We start from the raw sequence: 15,625 nt of genomic DNA on the forward strand, positions 1-15,625 counted from the left end.
GGCAGACGACGCTTCAGGTATTGACAGGTGAATGAGCCGCGCGGATGCCCCGCGCGGCATAGACGCGTGCATCGCGCACGGTCGGCAGCAGAAAGCGCGCTTCGCGCAGCGCCGCATAGTCGAGTTCGCCGACCACCAGTTCTTCGTCGGTCGTCGAGCCCATCGCGACCGTGTTGCCGAACGGATCGAGAATGCGCGAGCCGCCCCAGAAACGCAGCATGCCTTCGGTGCCGATGCGATTCGCCATGACCACCGCGACCCCGTACGTGACCGCATAGAAGCGCAGGTTCAGTTCCCACGCGGACGGATTGTCGAAGCCGCCGCCCACCGCTTCGCGCGCGGAACTGATCGGCGCGGCGAGCAGCGTGACGCCGTCGCACATCAGGTCGTGAACGAGCGCGGGGTTCCACAGGTCGTTGCAGATCGGCGTGGCGACGCGCCAGTCGCGGTCGATGCCGAACGCGCCGAGATCCGCTCCCGGCGCGTAATAAAGGCCATCGCGCAGCTTGCCGTAGGTCGCCAGTTGAATCTTGCGATGCACGTGCACGATTGCGCCTTCCGTCACGCTCGCCTGGCTGTTGTAGAACTGGCCACCAGGCGCTTCTTCGATAAAACCAAACGACGTATGGAGACCAACGCTCGCTTGCGCAAGCGCCGCAATGGCCGGGTGATCGACACGCATTGCAAGCTGCAGCGCGTCCTTGCCCGCGCTATGGCCGCATAGGGACAATTCCGGAAAGAGCAGCATCGCGACGCCGCGCCGGCGCGCTTCGTCGATCATGCTCAGATGCTTGCCGAGGTTGGTGTCGAGATCGCCATACGAACTGTCGATCTGCGCGGCCGCGACTTTTAGCGCGCCGTCTCGCGGCGCTTCGGGGGAAGGCGAAGGCATGTTCTCGTCTCTCTGATCTGATCGGGTCGCGTGCGTTACAGCAGACCGGCTTGCTTCAGGAAATCATGCGAGACTTCGCTGAACGATTTCTTCTGCACGTCGACGGATGCGTTCAGGCGCGCCATCGTCGGTGCGTCGAGTTTTGCGGACAGCGAGTTGAGGATCGGCCCGAGCTTCGGATTGGCGTCGAGCGTCGCCTTGCGGATCACCGGCGTGAGCGCGTAGGACGGAAAGAAGCCCTTGTCGTCCTTCAGAATGACGAAGTTGAATGCGGGCACGCGGCCATCGGTCGCGAAGACGAGCGCGATATCCACCTGACGATCCTTCAGCGCCTGATACGTGAGGCCGGAGTCCATCCGCTTGACCTCGTCCTGCGAAAATTCGAAGCCGTACAGCTTTTGCAGCGGACGCAACCCGTCGGGGCGCGCATAGAACTCCGAATTGGACGCGAAGGTCAGCGTCTTGCCTGCTTTAATCGCCCTTGCAAGATCGCTCAGGGTCGCGATGCCCAGCTTCTTCGCTTCGTCCTGATTCATCGCGAACGAGTACGTGTTGTTCGCACGCGAAGGGTCGAGCCATACCAGGCCCTTGCCTGCATCGAGTTCCTTGACCTTCCTGTAGGTGTCTTCCGGCGACAGGCGGTCATTGATCTTGTTGTACGTAATGAGCGACGTGCCCGTGTATTCCCAGTACACGTCGACCTGTCCATTCTCTTGCGCCGAGCGCAGCACCGCGCTGCCCAGGCCATCCTTCTTCGTGACGGTGAAGCCTTTTGCCTGCAGTAGCTCCGTCGTCATTTCGGCGAGCAGTTGCTGCTCGGTGAAGTTCTTGCCGCCGACCACCACGCTGGCCGCCGCGCAACTGATGGCCCACGAGGACGCAAAAGAGAGAGCGACGAGCGCGCAGGCCCGCTTGAAAAAAGTAGTCTTCATGATTTCCTCGGAAAACGCGTATGCGTGGGATGGAACTAGCGTTGGGAAGCGACGCCTCGCGACACGAGATGCACCTGCATCTGTCCGACGAGCACGTCTGTGAGAACCGCGAGGACCGCGGTTGGAATAGCGCCTGCCAGCAGCATCGAAAAGTCGTTCATGTCGATGCCGGTAAAGATCAGTTCACCGAGCCCGCCGCCGCCGACGAGAAACGCGAGCGGCGCGGTGCCGACGGTAATGGCGAGCGCGGTGCGAATGCCCGCGAAGATCACGTACAGCGCATTGGGCAATTCCACCTGCCATAGAACCTGCGCAGGCGTCATGCCCATGCCGGTGGCCGCTTCGATCAGCGCACGCGGAACCGCGCGCAGACCTTCGAGCGTGTTGAGCACGATGGGCAGCAACGTCGCCACCCACAGCGCGAAGATGGACGGCCATCGTCCAATGCCGAGCACGCTCATGGCGAGCGCGAGCAGCGCGAGTTTCGGCACGGCCTGCCCCATGTTGAGCGTCTGCATGAGTGCCTGAGCGACGCGAGCCTGTTTGCCCGACTCGCGGCTCAGATAGATGCCGAGCGGCACCGCGACGACGATCGCGAGGCTGCCCGCGATGGCGACCATCGTCATCTGCGCGATGGACTGATAGACGATATCGCTGCGATATTGCGCGATCGACGCGAGCCAGTTGTGCCAGTTGTCCGCGCGGGCCTGCAGCGGCGCAGCGCACGCGAAGAGGACTGCGCAGCGTGAAAGCAGTGTTCTCATGTTTTTCATGCGCAGACCTCCGCGGGCAAACGCAACATGTCGACGATATGCGCCTGGTTCACGTAGCCGACGAAGCGGCCCTCGTCGTCGACGGTGGGCAGCCATGCTTGCCCGAGCGCGAACATCGACGAAATCACGCTGCGCAGATCGTCGCAATCGCGCGCCACGCCGCGCATGGGTCTGGCATGCGCCGCCGTCAGCGTGCCGTCTATTGCCGCGAGTTCCGCCGCGCCGAAATACCCTTGCGGCTTGCCTGCGGCATCGAGCAACACGATCTGCTCGACGCCGTGCCGCTCGAGCAGCGCCCGCGCTCGCACGCTGCTGTCGCCTACCCGCGCGGCGCACTCGCAGGCGGACAAAGCGTCTTTTGCGCGCACGAGGCGCAGCCGCTTCAATGCCCGGTCCGCGCCGACGAAGCCGGCGACGAACGGGCTCGCGGGCCTCGCGAGAATCGTGTCCGGCGTATCGAACTGTTCGAGCCGGCCTGCGCGAAAGATCGCGATGCGGTCGGCCATCTTCACGGCTTCGTCGATGTCGTGGCTCACGAACATGATCGTCTTCTTGACCTGCTGCTGGATGCGCAGAAACTCGTCCTGGATCAGCTCCCGATTGATCGGGTCGATCGCGCCGAACGGTTCGTCCATCAGCATGACGGGCGGATCGGTTGCCAGTGCGCGCGCGACGCCGACGCGCTGCTGCTGCCCGCCGGACAGATCCTTCGGATAGCGCGACAAATAGATCGACGGATCGAGCGCGACGATCTCCAGCAATTCGGCCGCGCGGCGCTTCGCTTTCGTCTTGTCCCAGCCGAGCAGACGCGGCACGACGCTGATGTTTTCCTCGACCGTCATGTTGGGAAAAAGCCCGATCTGCTGGATCACATAGCCGATCTGGCGGCGCAATTCGACGACTTCGAACTCGTCCGTATCGCGGCCGTCGATGAAAATCTTTCCCGAAGTCGGCTGGATCAGACGGTTGATCATTTTCAGCGTGGTCGTCTTGCCGCAGCCCGACGGGCCGAGCAAAACGCAGATTTCACCCGCGCCGACTTCCATGTCGATGCCGTCGACCACCGGGGCGCTGGCGCCTTCATAGCGCTTCGAGATGCTGGAGAGCTTGATCATGGTTATTGCGCGTGATGAGGAGATTTACGGAACGACGCCCACGCGCCGAGACGCACTGCAAGCCTGCCGGTACGCGACGGGCTGCGAAGGCCCTTCGGCGTCAACAGACGCTGCACCCAGCCGAGGCCATAGTCGGCGGCGATCGCGAGAACGCTCACGAGAATCGCGCCGGCAATCAGCTGACGCGGGTCCGACTGCGAGATGCCGCGGCTGATCAGCTTGCCGAGGCCGCCCGCGCCGATATAGGCGGCGACGGCGGCAATGCCCACGTTGATCACCACCGCCATGCGCACGCCCGCCATGATGATCGGCAGCGCAATCGGGATCTCGACTTTCCACAGACGCTGGCGCGTGGTCATGCCGATGCCGCGCGCCGCTTCGCGCAGCGCCGGATCGATGTTGGTGATCGCCGTGTACGTGTTGCGCACGATCGGCAGTTGCGAATAAAGGAAGAGCGTGATGACCGTCGGCAGAAAGCCGATGCCCTGGCCGATCAACGACAGGACCGGAATCATCAGACCGAATAGCGCGACTGACGGAATAGTCATCAGAATCGCCGCGAGGTACAACACCACTCTCGCGGCGCGCTCATTGGCCGTGATCGCGATGCCGAGCGGCACGCCGGTGAGAATGGCGAAACCGACGCCAACCCCGACGATCTCGATGTGCTCAACGGTGAGCCTGATGATCGACGCAAGGTTGTCGATCATGAAAGCAAGGGTATCCACGTTGTCTCCGTTCCGCTGTTGCGTGTCCGTGTGCTTCGCCACCGGGCAAAGATATCCGGACAAAACCCGGAACCCTTCATCTGCATTCGACGTCGTTTGTCACGGAAGCGACATCGCGATTTCGCTGTGGTGCGTTTCCCTTGCGGCACGGGGAACGGGCTATGCATCGCTAAGGGTTATCCCCGTCCTTTAAGCGACAGGTCGGTGCGGTGACTGAATCAGGAAGAAGCGAGAAGAGGCGCTGGCGGCGGGCAAACCGGCGGGCAACTAAGCGCATGGTTGGCGAGGCCGCCCGCGATCACGTGCGGCTTTGCGTCAGCTTTCCTGCCGGCGCAAGACGCTGCGTAGCGTGAACGTGGCAAGCGCGCCTGTGACGAGCGCGGTGAACAGATAAAGCCCCGCCGGACCCGCGAGCGCCATCGTCGCGGAGGCGAGAGTCGGGCCGGCGCTCGCGCCGACGGAGAAGATCAGCAGAAGGCCGGCGCTCACGGCGATGCGCTGATCGGCGGGAATGCAGTCGTTCACATACGAGGTCACGACGCCGTACATCGAGAAGGCCACCGCCACATACAGATAGCCGAAGGCCCGGACCAGAGCGCCGTCGCGCAACACGAACAACAGCACGCTCAGCAATCCGGCGATGACTGCGAGACACAACAGCACCTTGCGTCGATCGAAGCGGTCGGCGAGCCGTGCGACGGGCCATTGCGGCACCAGCGCGGCCAGCAGCGCGAAGCCCATGAAATGCGACACCTCCGGCACCGGATAGCCGAGGCGTCGCATGAACACCGGCTGCATCGTATAGAACGCGCTATTGAGCACACCCGCCGACAGACACGCGAGCACGCCGAGCGGCGCCCAACGGTAGATGGTCTGCAGCCCCGACAGTCCGCGCGCGAGGCGAGAGCCGCAGGACGCAGCGGCCGCGTCGAGCGCGTGGGCGGGTGCGGGCGCGGTGCCTGCCAGCGCGACGGGAATCAGGGACGCCGCGAACAAAGCGGCGACCGCGCTGAAGAGTTCGAAGCCGCCGGGGTCCGCGAGCCCGATCAGGAACTGTCCGGTGCCCACGCCGAGATAATTGGTGATCAGATAAGCCGAAAATACGCGGCCGCGTTGAGCGTTCGTCGCGACCTGATGCAACCAGCTTTCGACGATCGTAAAGATGCCGACGAGACAGAAGCCCGTTACGAAGCGCAAGGCCACCCACATCGAGGCCGCGCTCCACACCGCATAGCCGAGCGCGCAGCATGCCGACGACGCAGCCAATGTCACGAACGCGCGGTGATGACCGACCCGCGCGATGAGCGCGCCGCCGTACAGCGCGCCGAACAGGAAGCCAACGTAATACGCCGACTGCACCACGCCCATCACGATCGACGGCGCCTGCTGCTGCGAGAGGCGCAGCGAGATGAGCGTGCCAAGCAGGCCGTTGCCGGTGATAAGAATCGCGTAGCCGAAAAGCAGGACCGCGGTGGAGCGCAAGCTTCCAAAGGCCGGCTCGCGTGACTCGACAGCGGCAGTGAGGGGCGCGGCCCTTTCTCCGCAATCGGCGAGCGGTAGCAGGTCCGTTAAAGAGGACGCGCCCGTTGGTTGACACACAGCCGGTTCCGGTGCCTGTTTCATTCGTGCTGAGTCTCGTTCGTCCTGCGCGGCACCGTTTAGCGACGTTGGGGCTTTCGAGTTCCGAATGTAGCGGTCCGCCGCCTCGCCGGCATATCGCGAATGCGACGTCGGTTAGCAGCATAACGACATTATGTTTCGCGCTTCATCGCGCTGCGCGCCTTCGGGTCCAGACACCGGAGCCTCAAGCGGTGTGAAACGCGGCGCCGCTCTTTGCTCGGCGGCACGAAAGGGACACCGGCTGCGATCGGCAAATCAATGAAAAGAGGCCGGAAAAAAGGCCTGTTCGGCACGTAAACGCAAGCAGACCGCCGATAGAATTTCGTCCCATAGGCAGGTCACACACTGCCACACGTTCGACTCCGGTCGGATCGCTTTTTCACATCGGATTTCCGGTTAATTCAGCATGACACGGCTTGCACGGCACTACATTCCAGAACAACCGCAGCACGTTATCTTGCAGGGGTTCACGGGGCACGCGTTCCTGGACGAAGGCGACTATCTGTACTTCATCGCCTGCCTCGCAGACGCAGCGCGCGTCGCCGGTCTGGCCGTCCACGCGTGGGTCCTGATGCCCGACGCGGTACAGCTGCTGGTCACGCCTTCCTATGAGTCGAGCCTGGCGATGGCGATGCAAGCGGTCAGCCGCCGCTATGCCGAGACCTTCAACCGACGCCACGGACGCCGCGGCATGATCTGGCGTGGCGGGTACTCGGCGACAGTGATCGAGCCCGAGCGATACTTTCTGCTCGCGAGCCACGTCATCGATCATGCGCCGGTGCGCAACCGCCTTGCGGCTGAGCCAGGACAATACCCGTGGTCGAGCTATGCGCACCACGTCGGGCTGCGTATCGACAGGTTCATCAAGGAGCATCCGGTCCACCGGGCGCTCGGCGATACGCCGATCGAGCGCCACGAGGCTTATCGCAATCTGGCCGCGCAGCGTCTTGACGATCACGAGGTCAATAACCTGATGCAGTCGACGCTCGAAGGCTGGGTGCTCGGCGGCGCCGCGTACTGCGAGTGGGCGGCACAGACCGCGAATCGGCGTTTGATGCCGCTGTTGCTACGCGACCGGCAGCCGAAGGTGCGCGCGACGCGCGCCGTCGCGCATCGGACGAATGAAAAGAAACAGGAGCGAGGAGCGAGTGTCGAACTATCGCAGCCAACGTGAGGCCGCGATTGTGGTGATCGCCCGCTGAGGTCCACGACCCCGCGCGTCGCCGCCCTTTCTTACACGCCTTCCACGAGAACGGCGCGATACTTGGCGCCCTTGAATCGATGCTGTGCGACTTCCTGATACGCAGGGCTGTCGTACCACGCACGCGCGGTCTCAGTCGACGGAAACTCGACAATCACGACGCCCTCCGGCGCGTCACCCTCGAGGACCTGCTGAGGTCCGTATGCAGCCAGAATCTTCACGGGATGACCTTTGAAGGTCTCGCCCACCTCGCTTTGGTAGATGTCGAGCTCGTCCTGAGCCTGCGTGCTTTCCTTCGTGAAGACAATATAAGTCGGCATGGCGTACGCTCCTGAGCGTGGAATAGAGGCGGATACGATGATGCCATGAAATTGTGGCGGGGCTCGGGGGGTGGTGGGGGTGGTGGCGGTGGTGGTGGTTGGGGTGGAGGGATGCCGGGGGTTCGTAGACGGGTGGTCGTGAGGCGGTAGGAGGTGAGGCGTTATACGATATGCGTGCTGGCGGCGGACGCATATCGACCCGTTGCTGCCGGTCGACACATTGCGGCCCGTGTGGCGCGTTCCGGGCTACAGCAGCCGTTCGCAGGATGAGGCCCTTGACGAGTTGTCGGCCTTTGCCGACGCTGGAGCGCACCAGATTCGACGTCAGCAATGTGAATGATTGGCGACGGTGCCGAACACAAAACCTGCGCCACTGAAAGCGACTAGCTGACAAACTTGGAAGCATTCGATTTTGGGTAGGCGAAGATGCATGATAGACAGTTTGCAATCTGTCATCGGTTCGTCCATCCGCTCGCTCTCACGACTCAACGACGGCGTTACCAGAGGTGTGTGGTTTCCACGAGTCACCGTCGGACCGGTTTAGGCGGCATTAGAAAATGAAGTGAAGCAGCACGCAAACGATGACAATTACGTAGAGCACTTCCTTCGACTTCGAAAGAATCGATATAGCCTTCTCAAAGAATCCATTGACAAGTTCGTTTGGATTTCGTTCGTCGACATCGGGAATCGGCTGCGTAGGATTGATAAGCGGGAGCCAATAGCGCTGGAAAAAACTTGTATCTTTGAAGTATAGATCGTGGCCGCCAATAAAAAACCGATTAACAAAATTCTGGTTGTTGATGCCATGAAATCCTGTACGACCAGCCATCCCAAGAAGCGGAACAAGAGCATCGCACAAGCACAGCACGTAATCTTTTATCCCACACTCGTTCACAATTCTAAGTCGTTTGGATGCCAATGCAAACGACCAATCGAAACGTGATGGAAGCACACTGCCGGCAAGAACAATAGTACGAACTGGCACAAGGCGTTCTGTCTGGAGCATACGCTTGAGGGCATTGCTGACGATGAACGTTCCGAAGCTGTGACAGAAGATGACTAACTCTTTGTCCGGGTGCACCTCTAAGAACTGACATAGATGCCGATAGAATCGGTCGACCTCTCGAGTTCGGAAAAATGGTAGAAGCAATGCGAAAGCCGAAAAGTAACCGTATCGGTAAGTATGGAATTCCACTCCGCCCACATGCTCTCGTACAACTCTCTTCAATTTACTTTGCCACGCCCCAAACGTTCTGATCCCATGCACTGTGAGGACATGAGTGGGGTTAGCATCTATGATGCGACCAAGTTCCGCTCCAGCGGTATAGTTCAGGGCCTTACAGATCCGTGGCTTCCATTCGTCGGAATTCGCCGGCGCCTCGACGACTGTCCAGCAATAATCTAAAAAAAGCTGTTGGAAGTTTCCAAGGTCGCTCGTGTGCGATGTAATGCCAATGATCTTCTGCGGTTTGCGCAGCCCATTAGCCCCTCTTGATAACTGCTCCAGGAGGTTTATGCTGTGCTCTCGTGACGGACTTTCGGGCCTCCTTTTTGGGATCACTACATCTAGAAGCATGGCATCAAAATGTATATTGCGAAGAGCCCTCTTGGAATCGTCCAGACACGTTACATGTACAACTTCGTCATCGGTTGCGCATCCGTTAGCAACAAGATATTTGGAAAGCGAAGCGGCGCGAATTTCATCATCATCGACGATAAGAATGTGCATTATTTTAAGTCTTTTAATTTCTTTTCAACTTCGAGTTTCCAGGAGCTTTTTGAGCTGTCGAAATAGACCAAACCGAGAAAATTGTCACCACACTCGCTCGATAAGCTTTTACCGAGATCCTCAAAAGTAAAAGAATTGCCACGATCGCTGAATGCTTGATATTGCGTAATAAACAATATTCGGGCTCTAGTTCCACGTCTCAGAATCTTACGAGCAATCTCTTGTCCACCAAAGGGACGAAATCTTCCGCCATTTTCTCCGGCCGCGCGCTCATAAGTAGGAAGACTAATATCAAGTACTATCAGTCTGTACTCTCGCGACTCCGCCAATTGACACCCCGAAGCGTAGGAGGCTGCCTCGTATAGAATGGCATCAGGCAGCACCTCTCTGATTAGGGAGCGTACACGTTCCCGCTTATGCTCATTGTCTTCGACCAACATGATATCAATTGACATAAGTAACCTCCGCCACAAATTGACGATCCTCGACACAAAGGTTTAAATCCAGCGCAGTATCGGCGATCTTGAAATGATGATATGCCTTACTCGTTCCTGAGCCGCCCTCCACACGCATCAAGTTCAGATGATCGGGACTAGCCATCCGAGACTTCAACTCGTCGATGTACTCGCAAGTTAGGGCAGCCTGTCTGTCAGGCGTCAAAGAATTTGAGATCGATATTACGTAACGATCTTTGACGACTGCCCCTGCAATTTTGACCTCTGTGTCAGGCCCAAAACCACTTCGTCTATAGCAGTTGTCCAAAAGGTTAATCATCCCAACAACGAACGGCTTAACCCCCCCGCCATGTATGGTAGGCGAAGAAAAGTCCAGTGGCAGATCAATGGAAATTGGCCGTACGATCGTCTTGATAAGCTGAAAACAACGCACAGAGATCTCAACCAAAGAGCTTAGGGAGTGGTCCCGCAGATAGGGATTTTGGTTCCGTTTGAACCATCCAGTAACGGTCAGAATGTCTTCTTTGATATCGCTTCGGACTTGGGTGATCGTGTTAGTCAGTTCAACCGCAGCTGCGCCGCCTCTGTCGCGGCTTATTCGATCTGACAGTTGCTCGAACAGGTCATCCACTTTCGGTTGAAAGACGCTGTTCAATCGAGAGCGCATAGCATAGAGGCACGTTTCGGTCCGCTCCCACAGGAAGGCCATTATCGCGTCAATTAGCTTTTCTGGCTCGCGCGCCGCGTTGGCAGCAGTCTGCACCTGTTCGAAATCGCTCACTGAAATTGAAAAATCGAATATCGGCCCGTTGGACGTCTCTTTGTCAGTCGTGATTTGCATCCAGCTTTCGGCTTCAGCAATCAGTCCATTGAACGATTTCGAAAACCATGCCAAATGCGCGTCAATCTCGGCAGAGGTACGCTTATTAAACAAGACATGTTTTTCCGCCCAAAACTCATTTTTCTTATATGAGCCTTTCTCATCGATTTCCGTGATGAGACGTGCTTTCTCAAGACGGGATCGCATGAGATTTGAAAAAAAGCCGTGCCGGATTTCAGCGCTTAGGTTCTTATCCAAGCCATGTTTCTCATCAAGGAGGAACTTCCTACGCACCAACGTGAGTATCTTCAGCAGTGTGGTATTCCGATCTCCTGCAACCACAGCTTTCTCCTCTTCTCGTATGCTCGGCGCTCGTATGAAAGTGTCCCCCTTTGGCTCATCGGCAATCTCGTAAAGCGATAGCAAAGATTGCACGTCATCCTTGACATGTTCAGCGATTGCAGTCGAGTTAACATAGACTTTGTTAGCATTGAGATCGCTCATACTCGTCTCAACAATGGTTTGGCCGACTATCTCAAGAATCTCCCGCGTCTGATCAACCGCTTTCATCGCGCCAAGCTCCCGCAACCGATCTAGGATTTGAATCCTTTCGATCCGCAGTTCGTTTGAATTGCTAAAGCAGCTTAAAAAGTCCATCACCTCGGAAGTGCATATCTTTGTGAAAAACAGTCGCGACTTCGCGTCGAGCGTGGTAGCAGATGTCAGTATCTCTGAGGGCTTTTCTACTCCCTCTGACGCAAGGTAGTCTTCGAATACTTCGTTTAGAACGTACTCTTTCTTGGACGACACGTTTCGGGCGTAAGCGTACGCTACGATAACGGCGTCGAGCGATGCTAAGCGTTTAGTCTCGACTTCCGCTATTAACGCGCTCATAGGAAAGCAAATATGACTATTTGGTTCGCGAGCGAGAATCTCTGCTGCCACGGAAACGAGCGTTACAAAATCCCCGACACTCGCTAAGTACGAAGAGGTGAGTTCGATGTAGTCTTTCTCTAATGGTGTTTCTCTTCGGTAGTTCTCGAGTTCACTCTCCACCAGAATGCGTGCAGCCCTTGACTCTGCCAAACGGACGATCCGCTGCTTGGTGCTGCGATATATAGGAACGTCGGCATTCTGGCCAAATCGAGCTCTTGCAACAGAAAGTGTTCCATCTTCCAAGGACATTGTGGCCGCTAACGGCGTGAACTTGTCGTCCGTTGAACGTGCCAACGCCGCGGCGTACCTACGGTACGCCGCGTCGAAAAGGTAAGGGGTCGCCTTGTAGACCATCAACTGAAAGTGGGAACTTCGAGTAAAACCGCGCAGCTTGATAATGTCGGTAGCGATTGCAGATCGCATGTTACCTTGGGTGCTATCGAGCCGGTACACGGCGGCCAAGTGCGTTGCGAACGTCAACAGTGGATTGTTGACGTTCGCTGGCACACAGGCGCCATACGCGATGGACTTAGCGACAAGATTTATGAAAGCAATGGCGTTGGAGAAGCTTGATAGCTCCGCGAGATACAGGTCTATGACGTCTTGATATCGCCCCTCATCATACCGATCGCATAACAGAGACTCGTATTCCGTCAATTTTGACGGCGCCAGCGATGCGCCGAAAAAGTCTCGATGAATGAGTGGATCAGAAACATGGCGGCGCACCTCACTCAAGAATGCATTGGCTAAACTTAGTTGCTCTTCTGAATAACTGAAAGTAGGCGAGGCGACGAACAGCCGCGGCAGAAGATCAACAAGTGCGTGGTATTGATCGACCACGGTCAACATTGAAAACACCGGAAGACATTCCGTGTAATCGATATGCTGGATGAGCGGGTCTGGAGCAAAAAGAAAAGTTAAAAATCCAGCGAACGGCGCGGAACTGCCTTGACGCAACTCGTTAATATCGGAGGCGAGCAATCCCTGCAAATGCATTGCGGTCTCATTGGACTGCGTCAGGAGATATGCTCGATTGATGAGATAGGAGATCAAAGCACCGTTGCGGCGCTTCTTTGAGGTTTCGCAGAATGTGGTTAATTCGTCAAGCCTATCTTGATAGACAAAGACTAAGATTTTACTGCGTAAATACCAGAATGACTCGCCGATCTCATCCTTCGCCCGCTCAAGTGTTTCTTGTGCTGAATTATAGTCGCCACAAAGAAATTCTCTTTCAAATTGATCTCGAAATGAGGCGAACGTCGACAGGACGTGTGCACGATCTTTGAATACGGCCTCGTAGAGATCCAGGCAACGCTCGAAAGAGAGGTTGTCTGCGAACCTTTGCTTGCTACCTAAGGTTTCGATGTTGATGCTAAAAGCATTAAATGCCTCACGGAATGCTTGATCTTTCAACATTCTCGCCAAACGTTCTTTGAAATCAGTTCCGCGATAATGAAACATGAACTTCCGGGCGTTTGCTATGTACGCATCGCTTGTCATGAATTGTCTTGCAAGCGGATTATTTAGCATTGAAAATGCATCTTTTGGCCTATTCAATGTCGGAATTCTTCTTTTCTTTCTCATTTTCTCACGCTATGCAAGAACGTACCCGTTCGATTCAGGATGACAGAGGGATGGTAGCAGCTATCGCTTTTTAACTCCGACTGGACCAACCGACGACATTATAGCGTCGTCGCTGAACAGATATCCTTGCATACGTCTGTCGTTGTAACCCGTGGAAATCCTAAGCCGACCAGCTCGAGCTTCGTAGTGCAGCGAGCTTCAGACTCTTTTACGATCGCACGCAGTTACACATATGCGTTCAACAAGCATCGGGCGACCGATTCGGTGTGCGCCACGGTCTCGATGGCGTCAATGCAAGAACAGGCCGGGAAAGCAAAAGCAGTGCTGAATTCTGGACAACTGAACCCCATGCCCGCGAGGAGTGCACCGTCGAAGTCGGCACACAGAAACGAATTCTGACGATTCCGTGGGTTGGGCGTCCGCCGGCCCAATGCTGAGAACGACGGAAGAGGAACGTGAAGCAGCCGGACAAACGTAGACCGCCTGAGCGTCGGCTAAGGCCGATGGACTGCCATCGACTCCGCCAGGATCAACGGCGGCTTTCGAAGTGCTACCGACGCTCGGATGTCCAAGTTCGTCTTCCAATGAATGTCGCTTCTGGCCGATCTCAGCCTAAGACGTCAACCCACCTGACCCTCTTCCAACAATCACCCGCCAACCTTCGTCCGACAGCGACTACAGTGCCCAAAACCAAACAGTACGATATTGTGCTGATGTAGTTCAAACCGAACGACTTCACGCCGGCGCTCATCTTCCCGCGAGACAACACCATGACCCTCACCCAACCCGTCATTTCCGCATTCACCCCAACCGGCAAACTACGCGCGTCGATCAACCTAGGCAATCCGATCCTCGCCAACAAGGACCCGCAAACCGGCGAGCCGTTCGGCGTTTCCGTCGATCTCGCGCGAGCGTTCGCGAGGCAACTCGGCGTCGAACTCGAACTGGTGGTGTTCGACGCCGCGGGCAAATCGGTGCAGGCCGTCAGCGAAGAGCGCGCCGACTTCGGCTTTTTCGCCGTCGATCCGTTGCGTGGCGAGACCATCGCGTTCACGGCGCCGTATGTGCTGATCGAAGGTTTCTATCTGGTGCGCGACGACTCTCCGGTGCGGACCAATGCGGACGTCGATCAGCCGCATAACCGCGTCGCGGTCGGCAAAGGCAGCGCTTACGATCTCTTTCTCACGCGAGAGTTGAAGGCCGCGCAAATCGTTCGCGCGCCGACGTCGCCGACGGTCGTGCAAACGTTCCTCGAACAGGGACTGGAAGTCGCCGCGGGCGTGAAGCAGCAACTTGAAGCCGATGCGCGAGCCGCTTCCGGCCTGCGCCTGCTCGACGAGCGCTTCATGGTGATTCAACAGGCGATGGGCACGCCGAAAAGCCGCGGCGAAGCGGCCGCAGCCGCGCTGCGCAGCTTCGTCGAGGAAATGAAAGCGTCCGGGTTCGTCGCCGAAGCACTGACGCGACATGGGATTGCGGGAGCGTCGGTCGCGCCGGCATCGCCGGATTGATCGATAAGTCGGGGCGTCGCGTGGCGAAGTAACTAGCGCCGCGCCCCTTTCCTGCGCGATGTGCGTCGAGCCGGCACCACCGAACTGCGCGCCGCGGCCGCGAGAATCCATTTCTCGAATGCGATGACCGCGTCGTCGCGGGCCCGGTCGGTGTTCACGACCAGGGTGTAATCGGGTCCGCGCCCCGCGGGCTCGGATATCGGACACACAAGACGCCCGGTCGCGATATCGCGCTCGATCAGCGGCAGCGATGCCAACGTCACGCCGAGCCCTTCCGCCGCCGCGCCCAGTTGCAGAAAGACATGGTCGAAGTCGAGATGGCCCGCGCCCTGCAAGCCCGGCGCGCCGGCCTCGCGTAACCAGTCGGACCATGCCGTGCGCGTGCTCATCGAGTGAAGCAGCGTGTGATTTCGCAAATCGGCAACCGTCCTGATCGGATGGCTTTGCAGCACCGCTGGACTACATGCGGGCAGGCGCAAGTCGGGCATCAGCGGCGTCGACGTGAGGCCCGCTGCGTCCTCGGGTCCCGAACGCACGCCGATGTCGAACGCGCCGCCGACATAACGCAGCTTGCGTGAGGTTGTCGAAAGCCGCACATCGATGTCCGGATAGAGAGCGCGGAAATCGGTCAGACGCGGTATGAGCCAGCACAACGCGAAGCTCGCCAGCGTATTCACGCGCACGACGCCCGTTACGCGACGCGTAATCGATTCGTGGCGCAGCCGCGTGACCGAACTGCTCAGCCGCGAAAACGCACCTTTGACATCATTGAGCAGAGCGGCGCCCTCGTCGGTCGGGACGACGCCGCGCGAGCGGCGCTCAAAGAGAGGCACTCCGAACCAGTCTTCCAGCATTCGGATCTGCTTGCCGACCGCCCAGTGCGTGACGTGCAGATCGCTCGCCGCCGCGGCGAAACTGCCCAACCGCGCGACCGCCTCGAAGTGCCGCAATGCATTCAACGGAGGAAGGTTTCCGGCGTGTTTACCCGTGCGTTCGTCTGTGTCCATGT

13 protein-coding genes are annotated in these 15,625 nt (G+C 58.1%); 2 read left to right on the top strand and 11 right to left on the bottom strand.

The window, feature by feature from the left end:
• Nucleotides 1-13: 13 nt before the first annotated feature.
• The 6 genes from BGRAMDRAFT_RS08510 to BGRAMDRAFT_RS08535 all read right to left on the bottom strand — a co-directional run bounded on the left by BGRAMDRAFT_RS08510 (nt 14) and on the right by BGRAMDRAFT_RS08535 (nt 6,063).
• Nucleotides 14-892 carry a nitrilase-related carbon-nitrogen hydrolase gene (locus BGRAMDRAFT_RS08510; protein WP_006048301.1) on the bottom strand — a complete coding sequence of 293 codons (879 nt, stop codon included), beginning with the start codon at nt 890-892 and terminating at the stop codon, nt 14-16.
• A 35-nt stretch (nt 893-927) separates the two neighbouring features.
• Complete coding sequence (locus BGRAMDRAFT_RS08515; protein WP_006048302.1) at nt 928-1,824, bottom strand: glycine betaine ABC transporter substrate-binding protein; 897 nt, start codon at nt 1,822-1,824, stop codon at nt 928-930.
• Nucleotides 1,825-1,859: 35 nt separating this feature from the next.
• A complete protein-coding gene (locus BGRAMDRAFT_RS08520) occupies nt 1,860-2,597 on the bottom strand; it encodes an ABC transporter permease (RefSeq protein ID WP_006048303.1) in 738 nt (245 codons plus the stop codon).
• Nucleotides 2,594-3,712 carry an ABC transporter ATP-binding protein gene (locus BGRAMDRAFT_RS08525; RefSeq protein WP_006048304.1) on the bottom strand — a complete coding sequence of 373 codons (1,119 nt, stop codon included), beginning with the start codon at nt 3,710-3,712 and terminating at the stop codon, nt 2,594-2,596. The genes BGRAMDRAFT_RS08520 and BGRAMDRAFT_RS08525 overlap by 4 nt, the downstream gene beginning before the upstream one ends.
• A gap of 2 nt (nt 3,713-3,714) precedes the next feature.
• Complete coding sequence (locus BGRAMDRAFT_RS08530) at nt 3,715-4,440, bottom strand: ABC transporter permease (RefSeq protein WP_006048305.1); 726 nt, start codon at nt 4,438-4,440, stop codon at nt 3,715-3,717.
• A 315-nt stretch (nt 4,441-4,755) separates the two neighbouring features.
• The gene (locus tag BGRAMDRAFT_RS08535; protein ID WP_006048306.1) at nt 4,756-6,063 is read right to left on the bottom strand and encodes an MFS transporter; all 1,308 of its coding nucleotides are present in this window, start codon (nt 6,061-6,063) and stop codon (nt 4,756-4,758) included.
• Nucleotides 6,064-6,466: 403 nt separating this feature from the next.
• On the opposite strand from BGRAMDRAFT_RS08535, the gene BGRAMDRAFT_RS08540 reads away from it, so the two are divergent.
• The gene (locus tag BGRAMDRAFT_RS08540) at nt 6,467-7,234 is read left to right on the top strand and encodes a transposase (protein ID WP_006048307.1); all 768 of its coding nucleotides are present in this window, start codon (nt 6,467-6,469) and stop codon (nt 7,232-7,234) included.
• A 59-nt stretch (nt 7,235-7,293) separates the two neighbouring features.
• On the opposite strand, the gene BGRAMDRAFT_RS08545 is transcribed toward BGRAMDRAFT_RS08540, so the two are convergent.
• The 4 genes from BGRAMDRAFT_RS08545 to BGRAMDRAFT_RS08560 form a co-directional block, all read right to left on the bottom strand.
• Entirely contained in the window at nt 7,294-7,581 is a 288-nt protein-coding gene (locus tag BGRAMDRAFT_RS08545; RefSeq protein ID WP_006048308.1) for a DUF1330 domain-containing protein, read from the bottom strand.
• Between the two features lie 550 nt (nt 7,582-8,131).
• The gene (locus tag BGRAMDRAFT_RS34455; RefSeq protein ID WP_006048309.1) at nt 8,132-9,310 is read right to left on the bottom strand and encodes a response regulator; all 1,179 of its coding nucleotides are present in this window, start codon (nt 9,308-9,310) and stop codon (nt 8,132-8,134) included.
• Nucleotides 9,310-9,765 (bottom strand): response regulator, encoded by a 456-nt coding sequence (locus BGRAMDRAFT_RS34460; RefSeq protein WP_006048310.1) that lies wholly within the window; start codon nt 9,763-9,765, stop codon nt 9,310-9,312. The genes BGRAMDRAFT_RS34455 and BGRAMDRAFT_RS34460 overlap by 1 nt, the downstream gene beginning before the upstream one ends.
• Entirely contained in the window at nt 9,755-13,105 is a 3,351-nt protein-coding gene (locus BGRAMDRAFT_RS08560) for a hypothetical protein (RefSeq protein WP_157140595.1), read from the bottom strand. The genes BGRAMDRAFT_RS34460 and BGRAMDRAFT_RS08560 overlap by 11 nt, the downstream gene beginning before the upstream one ends.
• A gap of 770 nt (nt 13,106-13,875) precedes the next feature.
• Here BGRAMDRAFT_RS08560 and BGRAMDRAFT_RS08565 point away from each other — a divergent pair.
• The gene (locus tag BGRAMDRAFT_RS08565; protein WP_006048312.1) at nt 13,876-14,616 is read left to right on the top strand and encodes an ABC transporter substrate-binding protein; all 741 of its coding nucleotides are present in this window, start codon (nt 13,876-13,878) and stop codon (nt 14,614-14,616) included.
• 32 nt (nt 14,617-14,648) lie between these two features.
• Here BGRAMDRAFT_RS08565 and BGRAMDRAFT_RS08570 read toward each other — a convergent pair whose 3' ends face one another.
• Complete coding sequence (locus BGRAMDRAFT_RS08570) at nt 14,649-15,623, bottom strand: LysR substrate-binding domain-containing protein (RefSeq protein ID WP_006048313.1); 975 nt, start codon at nt 15,621-15,623, stop codon at nt 14,649-14,651.
• Nucleotides 15,624-15,625: the final 2 nt, after the last annotated feature.

The organism is Paraburkholderia graminis C4D1M, from assembly GCF_000172415.1.
GTDB lineage: Bacteria > Pseudomonadota > Gammaproteobacteria > Burkholderiales > Burkholderiaceae > Paraburkholderia > Paraburkholderia graminis.